This window comes from Paramylibacter ulvae, assembly GCF_014652655.1.
Taxonomy (GTDB): Bacteria; Pseudomonadota; Alphaproteobacteria; order Rhodobacterales; family Rhodobacteraceae; genus Amylibacter; species Amylibacter ulvae.
In genome coordinates this window covers 491,893-508,557 of record NZ_BMZF01000001.1, presented here as the reverse complement: position 1 = coordinate 508,557, position 16,665 = coordinate 491,893, and the positions used below count along the sequence as shown (strand labels likewise).

16 protein-coding genes and 1 tRNA gene are annotated in these 16,665 nt (G+C 51.9%); 11 read left to right on the top strand and 6 right to left on the bottom strand.

Annotated features, from left to right (window positions below; all coding sequences use genetic code 11):
* Positions 1–104: 104 nt before the first annotated feature.
* Genes cysS through IE094_RS02530 form a run of 3 tightly spaced genes read left to right on the top strand, consistent with a single transcriptional unit; the run spans position 105 to position 3,900 of the window.
* Positions 105–1,505: a cysteine--tRNA ligase gene (gene cysS / locus IE094_RS02540; RefSeq protein WP_189638988.1), complete on the top strand. Its 1,401-nt coding sequence runs from the start codon at positions 105–107 to the stop codon at positions 1,503–1,505.
* Positions 1,502–3,127 carry a citramalate synthase gene (cimA, locus tag IE094_RS02535; protein WP_189638987.1) on the top strand — a complete coding sequence of 542 codons (1,626 nt, stop codon included), beginning with the start codon at positions 1,502–1,504 and terminating at the stop codon, positions 3,125–3,127. Before cysS ends, cimA begins: the two co-directional genes overlap by 4 nt.
* Positions 3,124–3,900, top strand: coding sequence for a phytoene/squalene synthase family protein (locus IE094_RS02530; protein ID WP_189638986.1), 777 nt, complete (start codon positions 3,124–3,126; stop codon positions 3,898–3,900). The genes cimA and IE094_RS02530 overlap by 4 nt, the downstream gene beginning before the upstream one ends.
* A gap of 64 nt (positions 3,901–3,964) precedes the next feature.
* On the opposite strand, the gene IE094_RS02525 is transcribed toward IE094_RS02530, so the two are convergent.
* From IE094_RS02525 to cobA, 3 genes are read right to left on the bottom strand one after another with little or no spacing between them, the layout of a single operon-like run.
* Positions 3,965–5,167, bottom strand: coding sequence for an MFS transporter (locus IE094_RS02525; protein ID WP_189638985.1), 1,203 nt, complete (start codon positions 5,165–5,167; stop codon positions 3,965–3,967).
* Positions 5,168–5,188: 21 nt separating this feature from the next.
* Positions 5,189–6,448: a cobyrinic acid a,c-diamide synthase CobB gene (locus tag IE094_RS02520; protein ID WP_189638984.1), complete on the bottom strand. Its 1,260-nt coding sequence runs from the start codon at positions 6,446–6,448 to the stop codon at positions 5,189–5,191.
* On the bottom strand, positions 6,445–7,296 hold the full coding sequence (gene cobA / locus IE094_RS02515; RefSeq protein ID WP_189638983.1) for a uroporphyrinogen-III C-methyltransferase: 852 nt from the start codon (positions 7,294–7,296) through the stop codon (positions 6,445–6,447). Before cobA ends, IE094_RS02520 begins: the two co-directional genes overlap by 4 nt.
* Before the next feature lie 93 nt (positions 7,297–7,389).
* Here cobA and IE094_RS02510 point away from each other — a divergent pair, with 93 nt between their 5' ends.
* The 6 genes from IE094_RS02510 (at position 7,390) to IE094_RS02485 (ending at position 11,706) form a co-directional block, all read left to right on the top strand.
* Entirely contained in the window at positions 7,390–8,442 is a 1,053-nt protein-coding gene (locus IE094_RS02510) for a cobalt-precorrin-5B (C(1))-methyltransferase (protein WP_189638982.1), read from the top strand.
* Positions 8,442–9,170 carry a cobalt-precorrin-6A reductase gene (locus IE094_RS02505; RefSeq protein WP_189638981.1) on the top strand — a complete coding sequence of 243 codons (729 nt, stop codon included), beginning with the start codon at positions 8,442–8,444 and terminating at the stop codon, positions 9,168–9,170. The genes IE094_RS02510 and IE094_RS02505 overlap by 1 nt, the downstream gene beginning before the upstream one ends.
* A complete protein-coding gene (locus IE094_RS02500; RefSeq protein ID WP_189638980.1) occupies positions 9,167–9,802 on the top strand; it encodes a DNA-3-methyladenine glycosylase family protein in 636 nt (211 codons plus the stop codon). The genes IE094_RS02505 and IE094_RS02500 overlap by 4 nt, the downstream gene beginning before the upstream one ends.
* On the top strand, positions 9,799–10,458 hold the full coding sequence (locus IE094_RS02495) for an alpha/beta hydrolase (RefSeq protein WP_189638979.1): 660 nt from the start codon (positions 9,799–9,801) through the stop codon (positions 10,456–10,458). The genes IE094_RS02500 and IE094_RS02495 overlap by 4 nt, the downstream gene beginning before the upstream one ends.
* Before the next feature lie 192 nt (positions 10,459–10,650).
* A complete protein-coding gene (locus tag IE094_RS02490; protein WP_189638978.1) occupies positions 10,651–11,235 on the top strand; it encodes an HNH endonuclease in 585 nt (194 codons plus the stop codon).
* 36 nt (positions 11,236–11,271) lie between these two features.
* Entirely contained in the window at positions 11,272–11,706 is a 435-nt protein-coding gene (locus tag IE094_RS02485) for a hypothetical protein (RefSeq protein WP_189638977.1), read from the top strand.
* Here the strand turns inward: IE094_RS02485 and IE094_RS02480 are convergent.
* A complete protein-coding gene (locus tag IE094_RS02480) occupies positions 11,623–12,078 on the bottom strand; it encodes a disulfide bond formation protein B (RefSeq protein WP_189638976.1) in 456 nt (151 codons plus the stop codon). The two genes, IE094_RS02485 and IE094_RS02480, sit on opposite strands and share 84 nt — an antisense overlap.
* Positions 12,075–12,653: a YqaA family protein gene (locus tag IE094_RS02475; protein WP_189638975.1), complete on the bottom strand. Its 579-nt coding sequence runs from the start codon at positions 12,651–12,653 to the stop codon at positions 12,075–12,077. Before IE094_RS02475 ends, IE094_RS02480 begins: the two co-directional genes overlap by 4 nt.
* 131 nt (positions 12,654–12,784) lie before the next feature.
* Here IE094_RS02475 and ypfJ point away from each other — a divergent pair, with 131 nt between their 5' ends.
* Both ypfJ and IE094_RS02465 read left to right on the top strand, forming a co-directional pair.
* Positions 12,785–13,636 (top strand): KPN_02809 family neutral zinc metallopeptidase, encoded by an 852-nt coding sequence (gene ypfJ, locus IE094_RS02470; protein ID WP_189638974.1) that lies wholly within the window; start codon positions 12,785–12,787, stop codon positions 13,634–13,636.
* A 128-nt stretch (positions 13,637–13,764) separates the two neighbouring features.
* Positions 13,765–13,849 (top strand) — tRNA-Leu (locus IE094_RS02465).
* Positions 13,850–13,891: 42 nt separating this feature from the next.
* Here the strand turns inward: IE094_RS02465 and IE094_RS02460 are convergent.
* Positions 13,892–16,615, bottom strand: coding sequence for a DUF2339 domain-containing protein (locus IE094_RS02460; protein ID WP_189638973.1), 2,724 nt, complete (start codon positions 16,613–16,615; stop codon positions 13,892–13,894).
* Between the last annotated feature and the right edge of the window lie 50 nt (positions 16,616–16,665).

The following is a 16,665-nucleotide window of genomic DNA, read 5'->3' as shown; positions in this document are numbered from 1 at the left end:
ATTATTTGCTGTATTATTACCTGCTGATTAATCACGCGGGCGGTTCTCTTATTTTCAAACATGGATACAAGTGATATGCCCGCGGCAAAACCGCGAGATAGACCATGACCACGATCAAGCTACATAATTCAAAGACCCGCAAGAAAGAGGAGTTTAAACCCCTCGATAAAAATAATGTGCGGATGTATGTCTGTGGCCCCACGGTGTATGACCGCGCCCATCTGGGCAATGCCCGTCCTGTGGTGGTGTTTGACACGCTGTTTCGTCTGTTGCGCCATGTGTATGGGGATGATCACGTCACCTATGCGCGCAATTTCACCGATGTGGATGATAAGATTAACGCCAAGGCCGCCGAAACAGGGCACAGCATTCGCGATATCACCGATGAAACCATTCAGTGGTATCTGGATGATATGGGCGCACTTGGCGCAATGGAACCAACACTTGCCCCGCGTGCCACCGAATATATCCCACAAATGGTCGATATGATTGGCGAGCTGATCGAAAAGGGTCACGCATACGCCGCCGAGGGGCATGTGTTATTCGCAGTGGATAGCTGGAAAGAGCATTACGGCAAATTATCGGGGCGAAGCGTTGACGATATGATTGCAGGCGCCCGTGTCGAGGTTGCTCCGTATAAACGAAACCCCATGGATTTTGTGCTGTGGAAACCATCGGATGGCGACACGCCAGGCTGGGAAAGCCCATGGGGATATGGCCGCCCGGGCTGGCATATCGAATGTTCCGCAATGGCGCGTGAATTATTTGGCGAAAAATTCGACATTCATGGCGGCGGGCTTGATTTACAATTCCCCCATCACGAAAACGAAATCGCCCAAAGCTGTGCATGTTGCGGGACGGATTCATTCGCACAATACTGGATGCACAATGAAATGTTGCAGGTGGAGGGCAAGAAAATGTCCAAATCCCTTGGCAATTTCTTCACAGTGCGCGATTTGCTGGATCAAGGGTATAGCGGCGAGGTCATCCGCTTTGTCATGCTGAGCACGCATTATTCCAAGCCAATGGATTGGACGGTCGAAAAGGCAGTTGGTGCTGAATCTAAACTAGATGACTATCTGAGAATGGTAGAGAGTTACGCAGATATGGGGGCAGTAAAATCTACGCCACCATTCAACGCAATTGTTGATGCGTTGTCCGACGATCTAAACACACACGCAGCGTTGATGGGGCTGGAACATCTGGCAAATCATGCTCAGGGAACGGAATTGGCAGCCAATCTCATTTTCTTAGGTTTGTATTCATATGATGAACTGGTTTCCAAAATATCTGCCATCCAGAATGCCAAAGCCTCGTTGCTTCCACTTGCTGAAAAATTACATCAGTTACGCTTAACAGCAATGGAAACAAAAAACTTTGCCGCTGTGGATGAAATGAAAGAAGCATTGAGTAATGCTGGCATTACTGTGAAAATGTCTAAAGAGGCCGTTACGTTGGAAGCGAACCATAACTTCGACCCATCCAAACTGGAGTCCCTCAAATGACCCGCGAACGTCTTTACCTTTTCGACACGACCCTTCGTGATGGGCAACAAACCCAAGGGGTGGATTTTTCGGCGGATGATAAAACCCGCATTGGCAACGCGCTTGATGCGCTGGGCATTGATTATATCGAAGGTGGCTGGCCGGGGGCGAACCCAACAGACAGCGATTATTTTGACACATCGCCAAAATTCGAAAACGCGACATTCACCGCATTTGGCATGACAAAACGCGCGGGGCGTTCGGCGGCGAATGATGATGTTTTGGCGGCGGTGCTTAACGCAAACACACCTGCTGTTTGTTTGGTTGGCAAAACCCATGATTTTCATGTGACAACCGCGCTTGGCATCACGCTTGATGAAAACATCGAAAATATTGATGCGAGTGTGAAACACATCGTGGCACAGGGGCGCGAGGCGTTGTTTGACTGCGAACATTTCTTTGATGGGTTCAAGGCCAATCCAGATTATGCGCTGAAGGCTGCGAAAACCGCATATGATGCGGGCGCGCGTTGGGTTGTGTTGTGCGATACCAACGGGGGTGCAATGCCAGCGGATGTTCAAAAGGCCACATCTGCCTTGATCGCGCTGGGCGTTCCGGGTGATCACATCGGCATACACACCCATAACGACACCGAACATGCGGTTGCCAATTCATTGGCCGCCGTGGATGCAGGTGCGCGTCAAATCCAAGGGACACTTAATGGTTTGGGCGAACGCTGTGGCAATGCGAACCTTACAACCCTGATCCCGACGCTCTTGCTCAAAGAACCCTATGCCAGTGCATATGAAACTGGGGTTAAACCATCTGCGCTGGGCGGATTGACGCAAATTTCGCGTATGTTGGACGATATTCTAAACCGCGTGCCCCACAAACAGGCGGCATATGTCGGTGCATCCGCATTCGCGCATAAGGCAGGGTTACACGCATCTGCGATCCTCAAGGACCCAAGCACATATGAACATATCCCACCCGAAACGGTGGGCAATGCACGCATTATCCCCATGTCCAACCAAGCAGGGCAAAGCAATCTGCGCGAACGCTTGAGCAAGGCTGGGTTAAACGTGGAAAAGGGTGATCCGCGTTTGGGCAAGATGCTGGAAAAAGTGAAGCAACGCGAAGACGAGGGCTATGCCTACGATAGTGCGCAGGCGAGTTTTGAAATTCTGGCGCGGCGTGTCTTGGGCGCGCTGCCCAAGTTTTTCGACATCAAGCGTTACCGTGTCACGGTTGAACGGCGCAAGAACAAGCGCGATAAGATGGTCACAATATCAGAGGCCGTGGTTGTCGCCAAAATTGGTGATCACAAGGTTCTATCCGTATCTGAAAGCATGGATAACGAAGGCAAGGATCGCGGTCCAGTGAACGCCCTGTCCAAGGCGTTGGCCAAGGATTTGGGCCCATATCAGGCCGTGATTGATGATATGAAACTGGTTGATTTTAAAGTGCGCATTACCAATGGCGGGGTCGAGGCCGTGACACGCGTGATTATCGAACACAAGGACAGCAAGGGCGTGCATTGGTCCACCGTTGGCGTTTCGCCCAATATCGTCGATGCATCGTTCGAGGCCCTGTTAGATGCGATTAATTGGAAGCTAATCCATGATGGCGTGATGCCCGTATGACCATCGAGGCCTGTGCAGAATTGGTACAACGGGGTGATCCCGATCGGTTTATGTCGGCGATGACCGCACCGATTGCTGCACGTGAAAACTTGTTTGTGCTTTATGCATTCAACCTTGAAATCGCGCGCGCACCTTGGGTGACGAAAGAGGCGATGATCGCAGAAATGCGCTTGCAATGGTGGCTGGACGCGGTCGAGGAAATATATGCCGGTGGTGATGTGCGCCGCCACGAGGTTGTCACACCACTGGTTGATGTCATTCGCGAAAACAATTTGCCGCGCGATTTGTTAGATGCGTTGATCAACGCACGCCGCTGGGACATTTACAAAGAACCCCACAACGATTTAGCGGCGTTCGAGGCATATATCCGCGATACGGCGGGTGCGCTGTTGGCATTGTCGGCGATGGCGACGGGGGCGGGTGCGGATACGCGCCCCGCATTGTTGGAATATGGGTATGGCGTCGGGCTGGCCGCGATGTTTCGCGCAATCCCCGCGTTGGAAAATGCACAACGCTATCCGCTGATCGATGGGCGCAATGCAGCCGTTGGTGAATTGGCAAGTGACGGTTTGATCCGTTTACACGATGCGGGGGCAGAGTTGCGTAATATCGTAAAACCCGCACGCGCGGCACTGCGTTCAGGCTGGATGGCAAAATCGGTTCTGCGCGATGTAATTGCAAACCCCGCTTTGGTTGCGAATGATGGCTTGGTGCAATCAGAATTTTCGAAAAAATTCCGATTATTACATTTGAGTTTTAGAAACAGGTTCTAAAACGAGGATTTACACACCTGTGTAAATCCCATTTGGATATTTGAACAAAATGGAGAAGGGGTGCTTAGGCAAACCGTCGGTTTTGTTTAATCAACCAAACAAGTGATCCACCCGCAAGCAACAGGAACGGCACCATGGCAAGGTTGACGGAAACCCAACCCTGAACAGGTGTGCCACCCGAACAATTCATCAAACCACCTGATGCAATTGATCCGATTGTCACCATGCCAAAGACAAGCATATCATTCATGCCCTGAACCTTGCCGCCCTCGGCGGGGGTATGCGCGCCAGCCAGCATGGATGTAGCGCCAATGAAACCAAAGTTCCAGCCGATCCCCAACAGGATCAACCCACCATAGAAATTCAGCAGATCTGTACCCGCAAGGTTCACGATGCCAGCAAGACAAAGGATCGCAAGGCCTGAGCCAACGATTTTTTCAGTGCCGTATCGCGCGATCAAGTGACCCGTGAAAAAGCTGGGTACGAACATGCCCAAAACATGCGCCATCACCACGTTTGATGCGCTTGATTGCGCGTATCCACAGCCAACCACCGCCAGTGGCGTCGCGGTCATGACCAAGTTCATCAATGCATAACTGACCATGGCACAGATGATCGATACGGCGATGCGCGGCGTCATCAACAGTTCAAGTCGTGTGCGCGATTTACCGTCAGCCTCGGTCGGTTTTGCGGGTAAGGGGATGCGCAAGAATAGGAACGCGATGGACCCGATCACATTGATTGCGATGATGGTCAAATAAGCGCCCAAAAACGGAATGACGAATGCATCAGTTGTTAGGTTCAACAACTGTGGCCCCATGATCGCAGATACCAAACCACCCGCCATCACATAGGAAATCGCCTTGGGGCGAAATGATTCAGATGCGGTGTCTACCGCGGCAAAGCGGAAAAATCCTTGGGCGGACATGTATATGCCGGTGAAATAACTACCGATCATAAAGAGTGTGAATGACGATTGGGTGAGGGCGTAGGCACAGATGCTTGCCCCGATCACACCGCCCAATGCGCCAATGAAAAAGCCAAGCTTGCGACCATGATTTTGCATTACTTGGCTCAGCCACGGTGCGGTGGTCATTGATCCAAACACGATCATTGATATTGGCAATGTCGCCCAACACACATTTGATGCCAATGATTGCCCTGCAAGGCCGCCAATCACGAACACCATGGGCATTTGTGCGCCAAGGAATGCTTGGGCAAAAACAAGAAGGGCGACGTTGCGCCGTGCAGCTGATTCAGAAGTCATGCGCAAGCAGTAGAGCGCAGTTTATGCGCGGTCAATAACATGTGCGAAACTTCCGCTATATTGTCCGCGTATAAGCCCCATATCAGCGAGCAATACCCCATTGGCATCGGATGCAGAAAACAGCGGATCGCCGATTGCGCGTAGCGTGGTCGCATAGTGGAATTCATGTGCGTTCAAATGACCGTCAAAAATGCCGCCGTTGCTGGATAAGGAGCGATATCCAAGTGTCAGTTTTCGTTTGAAAAAACTGGTTTCAAGGCGAAGTAATCCAAGCATCTTATGTGCCACACCATCGGCGTCAACAATGCCATCCCCCATGGCCATATATCCCCCGCATTCACCGTAAACGGCATTGGCGTTTCGCACACCAGAAAGAAAGGTATCATTGCTCGCCAATTTACCTGCGTGTAATTCGGGGTAACCCCCGGGTAAAATCACCAAATCGGCGCTGGCAGGTGCTTCGTTGTTCAAAGGCGAGAAAAACGATAATGACGCCCCTGCGGATTTCCATGCATCCAACAAATGTGGATATGAAAACGCGAATGCAGCATCTGATGCAATCGCAATTGATTGCGCGGGCGGCGGCAGGATTTTGGGTGCATTATTCGTGGTTGCCATTGGTGAAAACAGCGATTGAAATGCGTGCAGATCAATGTGTTTGGCCATCACATCCGCAGCATTTTCCAAAAACACCTCTAAATCACCACGCTCGCTGGCCTGAACCAGCCCCAAATGGCGCGATGGGGTTTGTAAATTTGTATCGCGATGCACACATCCCAATATGGGGATTGGCGTATCAATCAGCGCATCGCGCAGCATGGTTTCATGGCGCGGGCTGCCAACCTTGTTCAGGATCAGCCCCGCAATGCGCACATCTGCGCGGTGATTGGCAAATCCTGATACCACGGCGGCAACCGATTGTGCTTGGTGTGATACATCAACCACCAACACCACAGGGATTTGCAAAATCCGAGCCAAATCGGCGGTGGCACCTTTGCCCGCAGGTGGAGCGCCGTCGAATAATCCCATCGCACCCTCAATCACCATCGGGGTATCGCCTAATGCCATTGTTTGAATACGCTCTGGCGTCATCGCCCAAGCGTCCAAATTCACACATTCATTGCCAGATGCGGCGGCATGAAAACGTGGATCGATATAATCGGGGCCGCTTTTGGCAGAACGGATCGCGATGCCTGCGTTGCGCAATGCGCGCAACAATCCAAGGGTGATGGTGGTTTTGCCGCTGCCCGAACTGGGCGCGGCGATGATCACGCCGTTCATGATGCTTCGGCAGGGCGACCACGGTTTAATGGGTCAAGATTGCGCGGTGTTTCACCATTCATCATGCCTTGCCAATCCAACACTTGGCGCATCAGCACAGATTTGCCCACACAAATGATCGCAGGGGGCGTCATGCCCGCTGCATCCATATCGGATTTCAAATTTCCAAGCGTGGTTTCCAAAACGCGCTGCTCGGGGGTTGTCGCACTGGTGACAACGGCGACGGGTTCATCCACACCGCGCCCTGCGTTTAACAATTCACCAGCAATCCGTTCGACATGTTTAATGCCCATATAGATCACCAAAACTTGGCTGCCATCGGAAATGGCCTGCCAGTTCAGGGAACTTGGGGTTTCACCACTTTGATCATGACCCGTGACAAAAGTGACCGATTGGTTCACATCGCGGTGCGTCACGGGAATACCCGCATAGGCCAGCCCGCCGATCCCCGCCGAAATACCTGGTATGATACGCACAGGGACACCGTGCTGAATCAATGTCTGTGCTTCTTCGCCGCCACGACCAAATACAAATGGATCGCCACCCTTCAGGCGTAAAACACGTTTGCCAGATTGGGCCAGTTCCACTAGATGCAGCGATATATCGCGCTGTTTCGCCGATGGTTTACCACCACGTTTACCCGCATAAATCTTTTCCGCCTGTGGCGCCCAATCCAGAATCGCATCATTCACAAGTGCGTCGTAGATAACCACATCCGCCTGTTTCAATGCATTCAGCGCATGTAGCGTCAGCAACCCCGGATCCCCTGGACCCGCGCCGCACAGCCAAACCCAACCCTGTTCAAGTGTTGGGAAATCGCCAGTTGGAAGTGTTATGTCTTTGCTCATACCCCCTTATGACTCGCAAAATAAGATTCTGAAAGATGTGAAGCGACGCATATCGGCAATTGGCGAAACCAATGAACCTGTTATAGTTGCGCTATGACACGCAAACCAACGGGTGATTTGCGCCGTGGCTGGACCACAGGTGCCTGTGCCACCGCCGCAACCAAGGCGGCGCTGATGGCGTTATGGGGCGATGGTTTTCCAAAATACGTTGGCATTACGCTGCCCCGTGGTGAAACACCCGAATTTCCGCTTGCCCATACGGATAAGGGTGATGGCTGGTCAGAGGTGGGCATCACCAAAGACGCCGGCGATGATCCCGATGTCACACATGGTGCGCTGATCATTGCACGCGTCGCAAAATCAAAGGGTGGCGTTGTGTTTGTGGCGGGTGACGGTGTTGGAACGGTGACAAAGGCAGGGTTGCCCATTGGTGTTGGCGAACCTGCAATTAATCCCAAACCACGTGAATTTATGTGCGCGGTGGTGGATGAGATGGCGGCGATATACGATATGCCTGCGGATGTTGAAATCACCATTTCCATTCCAAATGGTGCAGAGATTGCGAAAAAAACGTGGAACGGACGGCTTGGCATTGTTGGTGGGCTGTCGGTTTTGGGCACAACGGGGGTGGTGCGTCCGTTTTCCTGTTCTGCGTGGATTGCATCCATTCATCGCGGCATTGATGTAGTGCGTGCGGATGGCCTGCCACATGTTGCGGGCTGTACGGGTGCCACATCGGAACGCGTGATACAGGGGATGTATAATCTGCCCGATTTTGCCATGCTCGATATGGGGGATTTTTCGGGGGGTATGTTGAAATACCTGTCAAAAAAACCTGTGCCGCGCCTGACCATTGGTGGGGGCATTGGTAAGATTACGAAACTGGCACAAGGCGCGGTGGATCTGCATTCATCGCGAAGCCAAGTTGACTTTGACGCGCTCAACGATGTTGCGCAATCGCTTGGCCTGCCTGATGTTAGCAATGCGAATACCGCGCTTGAGGCGGTCACAATCGCAGGCAACGCACTGGCCCAAGAAATCGCGCGTCTGGCACAGATTAACGCAATGGAACAATCCAAAGGGGCAATTGATCAGATCGACATTGTCGTGATTGATCGCGCGGGCAAGGTGTTGGGACAGGTATAATGCGCATATTAATATTGGCGGGCACGTCAGAGGCGCGCGATTTATCGCAAATTCTGGCAACACGTTCGGATCTACAGGTCACGGCATCATTGGTGGGGGCAACCCGTGCGCCGCGCGATTTGGGTGTTGAAACCCGCATGGGCGGATTTGGTGGCGCGGATGGGTTGGCGCAATATCTGCGCGATACAAAGATTGATATGCTGATCGATGCGACACATCCGTTTGCCGCAACGATGACAAATACCGCCGCCAAGGTATGCGCGGATTTGGGGTTGCGCCATGTGATTTTGCAGCGCGATGAATGGATCGCGGGGGCGGGTGATGATTGGCATATGATTGATGCACCCAGCGATACGCCCGCATTGATCGCACGGGGCAAGACCGTGTTTTTGGCCACAGGGCGGCAAACCTTGGCGCAATATGAATGCTTGTCTGGGCGCAAACTGCTCGCCCGCGTGATTGATCCGCCGAAAAAACCGTTTCCGTTCGATGGCGGCGCATTTGTCCAAGGACGCCCACCATTTTCAATTGATGATGAAATTGCATTGTTCCAATTGCTCGGCGTTGATTGGTTGGTGGTGAAAAATTCGGGCGGGGCGGCCAGCCGTTCGAAACTGGATGCGGCACGCGCGTTAAAAATGCCCGTGGCGATGTTGCGCCGCCCAAAATTGCCCGTGGCAACGCGGGTTTCAACGGTAGATGAATGTATGACTTGGATTAATACATGACTGTTGGGCGCATTATCGAAACAGACGCCGATGTGGCCGAGGGTGCGGCGTGGCTTGCCGCGTATGATCCACGCTTTGAACATGCCTTGGAACAGGTGGGGAAATTGCCGTTACGCCGTCGCGGGGATGGGTTTCAATCATTGCTCGATGCGATTTGTGGTCAGCAAATTTCAATCGCCGCCGCCGCCAGCATTTGTCAGCGGCTGGCTGATGCGGATTTAATCACCGCTGCGGGTGTTGCCAACGCGAGCGTGGATGAATTGCGCGCCTGTGGATTATCACGCCCCAAGGTGAAATATGCACAAGCGCTTGCAACATCTGGAATTGATTTCAATGGCTTGCGCGGCAAAGCGGATGCAGATGTCATTGCCGAATTGATCACAGTCAAAGGTATCGGCACATGGAGTGCGGAAATTTATGCGATGTTCAGCCTTGGCCGTGCAGATGTATTTGCCCATGGCGATTTGGCATTGCAAGAGGCGGCGAAAAACCTGTTTGATCTGCCAGGGCGCCCCAATGAAAAACAAATGCGTGAACTGGCCGCAGATTGGTCGCCATGGCGCGGTGTTGCGGCGCGCCTGTTATGGGCGTATTACCGCGTGTTAAAGAACAGAGAAGGTATCAAAACATGACAAGTCTAACCACCCACACCAAAGCCGCCCAATCGGGTAAACCCGACAGCATGGTGATTTTCCTGCACGGATATGGCGCGGATGGTCAGGATTTGTTGGGGCTGGCCGATCCATTGGCGTCCCATTTGCCAAATACCGTGTTCCTATCCCCCGATGCGCCAAACACATGTAGCGTTAATCCAATGGGTTATGAGTGGTTTCCAATCCCATGGCTTGATGGATCGCCCGCCGAATTGGCAGAATTGGGCATGCGCGAGGCTGTCGTAACATTAAACACGTGGCTTGATGAAATGGCTGTTGAACATGGGGTTAGCGCTGATCGCACCGTGCTGGTTGGGTTTTCCCAAGGCACGATGATGTCATTGCACGTGGCACCACGGCGCACAGATGCGCTTGCCGGGGTAGTCGGGTTTTCTGGCCGCTTGCTCAACCAAGAAGATTTGGCCAAAGAGGCCGTGAACAACCCCCCCGTGATGTTAATCCACGGCGATGCGGATGATGTGGTGCCATATGATGATATGGCCAAAGCCGCCAATGGTCTGGCATCCGCAGGGTTCGAAGTGTACACCCACACATCCAAAGGCACCGCCCACGGCATCGCGCCCGATGGATTAAGCATGGCATTGCAGTTTATTAAGAAAGTGTTGAGGGAATAACCCCAGCACACCCCCCAAACATTTCACTTAACCATCATCCAGCCGTCATAATCTCGTTACGCAATCCTGTTACCGCTTCATATAGACACTTGCCATAACCAAAACACGATATATAGTTGTGGATAAGTGACTGGGACGGGGTGTCCCGTTCTGGTGTTTCTAACATTTCGGAACAGGAGCCTTTTTGACACTATGAATACCGAATTTTCTTCAGAGTTTGTTCGCAGTCCTTCTAACCTTCAAAAATGCCCAGCCCTTGTGCTGAACGCCGATTTTCGCCCATTGTCGTATTTTCCCCTTTCGCTTTGGTCGTGGCAGGATGCGGTCAAGGCGGCGTATTTGGATCGGGTGACGATTGTTGCCGAATATGACGAAGTGGTGCATTCTCCATCCACCGAAATTCGCATTCCATCGGTGATCGTTTTGCGCGATTTTGTGCAGCCGGCGAAAATGGCGGCGTTCACGCGGTTTAACCTGTTTTTACGCGATGAATTCACCTGTCAATATTGCGGATCACAGGGTGAAATGACGTTTGATCATGTGGTGCCGCGCGCGCGTGGTGGCAAAACCACGTGGCAAAATGTTGTGGCGTCTTGCAGCCCGTGTAACCTACGCAAAGGTTCGAAATCGGTGCGAGAGGCGCATATGTCCCTGCGCCAGCAACCCGTTGAACCATCATCATCGCAATTGTTGAATTCGGGGCGGCGTTTCCCCCCAAACCACCTGCATGAAAGCTGGATGGATTTTCTGTATTGGGATGCAGAACTGGACGCATAGCTTGGAAAATTTGTGCATCATGCCTATGTTATGGGGATGAACAGACGTGAATTTACCATAAGTCTTGGTGCATTATTTGGCGCACCTGCGATGCCGTTGGGCGCGGGTATCTTGCCATCGCCTCATCTGGCAAAGGCGGCCATGTTAACACGGGCCCATAGCCAATGTTCGGTTCCGTTTTTGATGCGCCATCTGAAGGTGGACGCAGATACCGCCACCAATGTTTTACAAGAATTAATCGGTAAAAACGTGATAAACGCACCGATGGCATCAGGGATTGCGCAGGCTGTAAATCCGATACATATCAATAAATTACCACAAGCGATTGATGTTATTTCACCCGATATTTCAGGGCAGTTTGATCAAGCAATGAAGCAGGTAAAAAAGCTAACGGCGCAGCGCCGCGGCCCAGATCAAAACGATACCCAAGCTGATGATCCCGTTCCAGCCAGCCATGCTGATCCCGAATAAATCCCACGGGATTTCATCGCAACGCACCAATGGAGCGTTCATGATTTTATCAAGCAATTCTGAACTGCTCAGTCCAGCGTTCGATGTGGATGTACAGGTTGTCGGACCCTCCCACCATTTTTGTTCAACGCCTGCGTGGTAAAACCCAATGCCGCTGGTTGTGGCGGCGGCCAATAATCCGCCAATGGCGAACAATTGTTTGCGTGTAAACAATGCCAATGCGCCAAATGCAATCGCGATCAGATGTGGCCAGCGTTGCCAGATGCACATCTTACACGGTGGTAACCCACCCAGATATTGAAACGCCAATGCGCCACCCAACAGGGCAACAGACCCAAGTGTCGCAATCAAAATCAGATGTCGTTTTGTCATAGATATTTCACCACATAAAATCCGCCCACCAACAGGACGATAAACAGGGTAAACATCAGCGGCAGACGTTTTTCAATGAAATCCCGAATGGGTGCGCCAAATTTCCATAACAATCCCGCGATCACGAAAAATATGATGCTGCGCGCGATCAATGACCACAACATGAAACTGGCAAACGGTAATCCCGTGGCGCCCGATGTGATGGTGATGACCTTATATGGAAATGGTGTGACGCCTGCGGCCAAAACGGCCCAGTGACCTTGTTCATTGAAACGGGCTGCGAATGCATCAAACGCGTCGGCCTTGTGATAAAAATCCAGAACGGGGCGTCCGATGGAATCGAATAATTCCGCGCCAATATAATATCCCAACGCACCACCCGCGACACTGGCGATGGTGGCAACGGCGGCAAACAGGAATGCGCGATGGGGTTGTGCAATGATTAACGGGATCATCAATACATGCGGCGGGATCGGGAAAACCGAGCTTTCTACAAATGAAACAGCAGCCAGTATCCATAATGAATAGGGGCTGTCGGCGAATGAAAGCGTCCAGTCATATAGTTTTCGTAACATTGCGCGCCCTTATTTGAATCACTTTAATCTGTGACGTGGGTTTAGCGTGGCCTGCGTGAAATGCAATAACCTTGCACCTTGGCTTTCTGATCTCTATTTATAATGGTCAAACAGTTTAAAGGAAGAAATCAATGAAATGGCGTGGCAGACAGGGTAGCTCCAATATCGAAGATCGTCGCGGGCGACGTACGGCGCAGGCGGGCGGGCTTGGCATTTTTGGCCTGTTGGCTCTTTGGGCAATTGGAAGTTTTCTTGGTGTTGATGTATCTTCATTGATGAATAGTGGCAGCGTGCCAGGGCAAGCGACCAGCACTAGCACCACATTAACTGCCGAAGACCAAGCCGCGGGCGAGTTTGTATCGGTGACATTGGCCGATACCGAACAAGTTTGGGCAACAGTTTTGGCGCGCGAAGCAAACCGCACATATCGCCCCGCAACATTGGTTTTATTCAAGGGTACAACGCAATCGCCATGTGGCAACGCATCGGGTGCAACAGGTCCGTTTTATTGCCCCGCTGATCGCAAGGTGTATTTGGACACGGATTTTTTCACCACGATGGAACGCCAAATGGGCGCGAGGGGCGATTTTGCCGCCGCTTATGTTGTGGCACATGAAGTGGCGCATCATGTGCAAAACGAATTGGGTATCCTGCCACAAGCAAACGCTGCACGCCAACGTATGAGCAAGGTGGAATCAAACCGCGTGTCGGTGATGATTGAATTACAAGCGGATTGTTTTTCTGGTATCTGGGCACGTTATGTTTCCGAAAAATTGGGTACGCTGGAAGAGGGCGATATCCAAGAAGCGATCAATGCCGCCAAACAAATTGGCGACGATATGATTCAACGAAACGCAGGGCGCCGCCCAATGCCTCATACATTCACGCATGGCACATCCGAACAACGCCAACGTTGGTTCGCAAAGGGATATCAAAACCCGCGTTTGGATCAATGTGATACATTCAACGGCCAACAGTTGTGATCGTAAATCGATAAAAATGCATTTTGTGTAACAATGATGTGGAATTGCCGTTGACGCCCGATGCTGTCTTGGCTAAATCACCCCTCGTGTACTACGCTGCACTGGTTTGATTTCAAATCACTGCATTGGCCCGAGTGGCGGAATTGGTAGACGCAGGGGATTCAAAATCCCCCGCCGCAAGGTGTGCCGGTTCGAGTCCGGCCTCGGGTACCACACCACAAAAAACGCTCCGCGATTGCGGGGCGTTTTTTGGTTTTACGCCTCCGCTTCGGGATCTGGATCATCCTGTGGTGCGTCATCAATTGCGACGACATCATCATGCACGGCAAATCGTTGATGCAACCATGCAATCCCTGCCAATGTCAGACCCAGCCCGATAAATGACGTGGCACGCCCCAATCCTTCTAGCCCTGATGTGTCGGCCAAGAATACCTTCAACGCGGTCAACCCTGCCAAGCCAAGGCCTATTTTGCGCAATATTTTATCATGGCGAATGATCGACCATGTGAACACCACCACCGTCGCGATCAACATCGCAGCGGTATAGCTGTACATTTCTGGTTTCAAAATTTCATGGGCGCTAATATTTGTGCCGTGCCAGAAACGGCGAATTTCCAAAATCGCAACCCAAGTGAACAACGCAGCCACAATCGGAATTTCCAACGGGCGTGGCAATAAGACCGGGATTTGTTTCACAAAACGATGCGCAATCATGATCAACGCGGGCAGGGCATAGGCCACCGTAACCGTATCAATCGGGAAAATGCCCGTGACCAAGGAACGCGACAGTAAATGATGCCCAAGGGGTGAAAACACCGTCAGCGACAGGAACAACGCAATCCCACCAGCAAGCAGATAGGCATAGCCCAAAATTTTGCGAAACCGCACAAAGCTGTCTGCCATTTCTGCGCGGCGAAATTGCACAAGTGCAAGGATCAAACCAACACTGGCAAACAGGCCAAGGATCACCATTCCTTCGCTTTGCCCGCTAACACTGCGCCCGATCAGGATGCAAACCAAAATCGCCAATGCGGCAATGCCTGCGGTTTCAAATTGGGTGATTTCGCTGCCAAGTTTGTGTTTATTGGCATGGAAAAATGCACCTGCAAATATCGCAACCACGGCGGCGAACAGGAATATCACCTGTCCCACGGGCGCATTCATCGCCCAGAATAATCCAGGTTGAACCACCAATTGCCCCATGGTGATTGCCGCAAACGCAAGGGATGTGAATTTGCTAAAGAAAAAGCCAAATCGCGTGGTGAACAACAACGCAAGGGCAGATAATGCCGCAAAGGCGATGGTTTGGATTTCACCGCCCAAGGTGATCAGCGCGGTATATCCAAGTGCCAGCAAGGCGGCATTGCCCAAGATATCGGTGCTGGGCAAATTATCCTTGATCCGCATGTTAAGCCAGCTCATCGCGCCCAAATACGCAGCCAACCCCAATGATAGCGCCGTCCAATTACCATCGTTTAATACCCCTGCGGGTGACCATTTTTCATATAAAAATGCAAAGCCGAGTAGCGGGAGCGTTGCAGTTAACAGGTTCCAATAAAACGGGCGTACAGATCCGTTTGTGCGCCAATAAGATGCAGCGAAAAATAATGCCATGCTGCCCAAAACCGAAAGCGTGGCAAAGGGGAAATAATCGCGAATGGCGGCGTGATAATCCGCGCCGTACATATACGTCAGATCGGATCCCGGAATATGCCCAATCGCACCCACCGCCCCGATAAGGCCAAGCCCGAAAATCCCCGCAAGCTGATCCAAATTCTGTGCGCGTTTGGTTGCAAATATCGCAAGTGCGGTCAGGATCAACAATGCAATCACACCAACCTGCCAATGATCCAGCGACTTGGTATTGGCCCAATTGATCGCAAGCCCCGCAATACCACCCGTAACCACCGCCAAAATCGTGGGATATTGATGGGATACTTCGACAATTGATTTCACATCGACCCAGCGTGTGGTTTCCCATTTTGGTGGCGCACCAAAAGCAGGGATCGTTGCCGCCATCACCGCAATCGCGGCAAAATAAAGCGGTGCAACCGCATCATTGGGTAACGACAGGTGCAACGCATATCCCCAAAATAATGCCGCCGCGATGGCAAGCGCGGACAGCCAAATCCAGCGTTGCGTGCGTTCCACAAACAAGGATGCGCCAAGGACAAGAAGGAAATACAAATACATCATCGGGCTGGTTTCCGGTGCGCTCACCAACATCGGCGAGAAAAACGCACCAAGTATGCCAATCACGGCCAACACGGGGCCATAAATGATGCCGCCCAACATGGCGATCCACGCGACCGCGGCCATTGATATAAAACCGATTAGGGGACTGGTAAGGTTATAGAGCGTATGCGCTGAAACTACGCCTGCGAACAGGGATGCAACGCCCCCAGCGGCCAGCGCAACGGGGACGGAAAACCAGCCATCTTCGCCTTCGCGGGCATGGCGGCGTACCCATTCTGCGCCCACAATCAAGGCAACACCAAATGCAAGTGCACCAATAACACGCGCAACAGGGCCAAGATATCCGTTTTCAATACCGTATTGGACGATAAAAATACCACCAAAGGCGAGTGACAACGCGGCGAGCCATATGACCCAGTTGGCCTGAAAATTGGCAACCATACGATCCATAAAATCGGGCGTTTTTGGAGGCGGGGGTGTTTTTACAATGGGTGCCGCGGGTGCGGGTTTTGGCGCAGCATTTTCGGGTGCATCAACAATGGGTAACGCTTTGCCCTTTTTTGCCTTGGGCGGGGATTTGGTGACAACAGGATCGGCGGTTGCCGCCGCCGCTGCGGCCTTGGGTGATAAAACGGGGGGGCGGGTTTTGTTTGGCTCTGCGTTATCACGTTCCCATTTCTGGTCTTGTAATTTGTCAATCTGGGATTGCAGGTGTTTGAATTTTTTTGACGTCGATACAAAAAGATAAATGATTGCAGCGATCAGTATTATTGTACCAACCATAAAATTCCCCTTTTTCGCGAGCCTAGCTCGCGCGGTTCTGGGCGTCTATC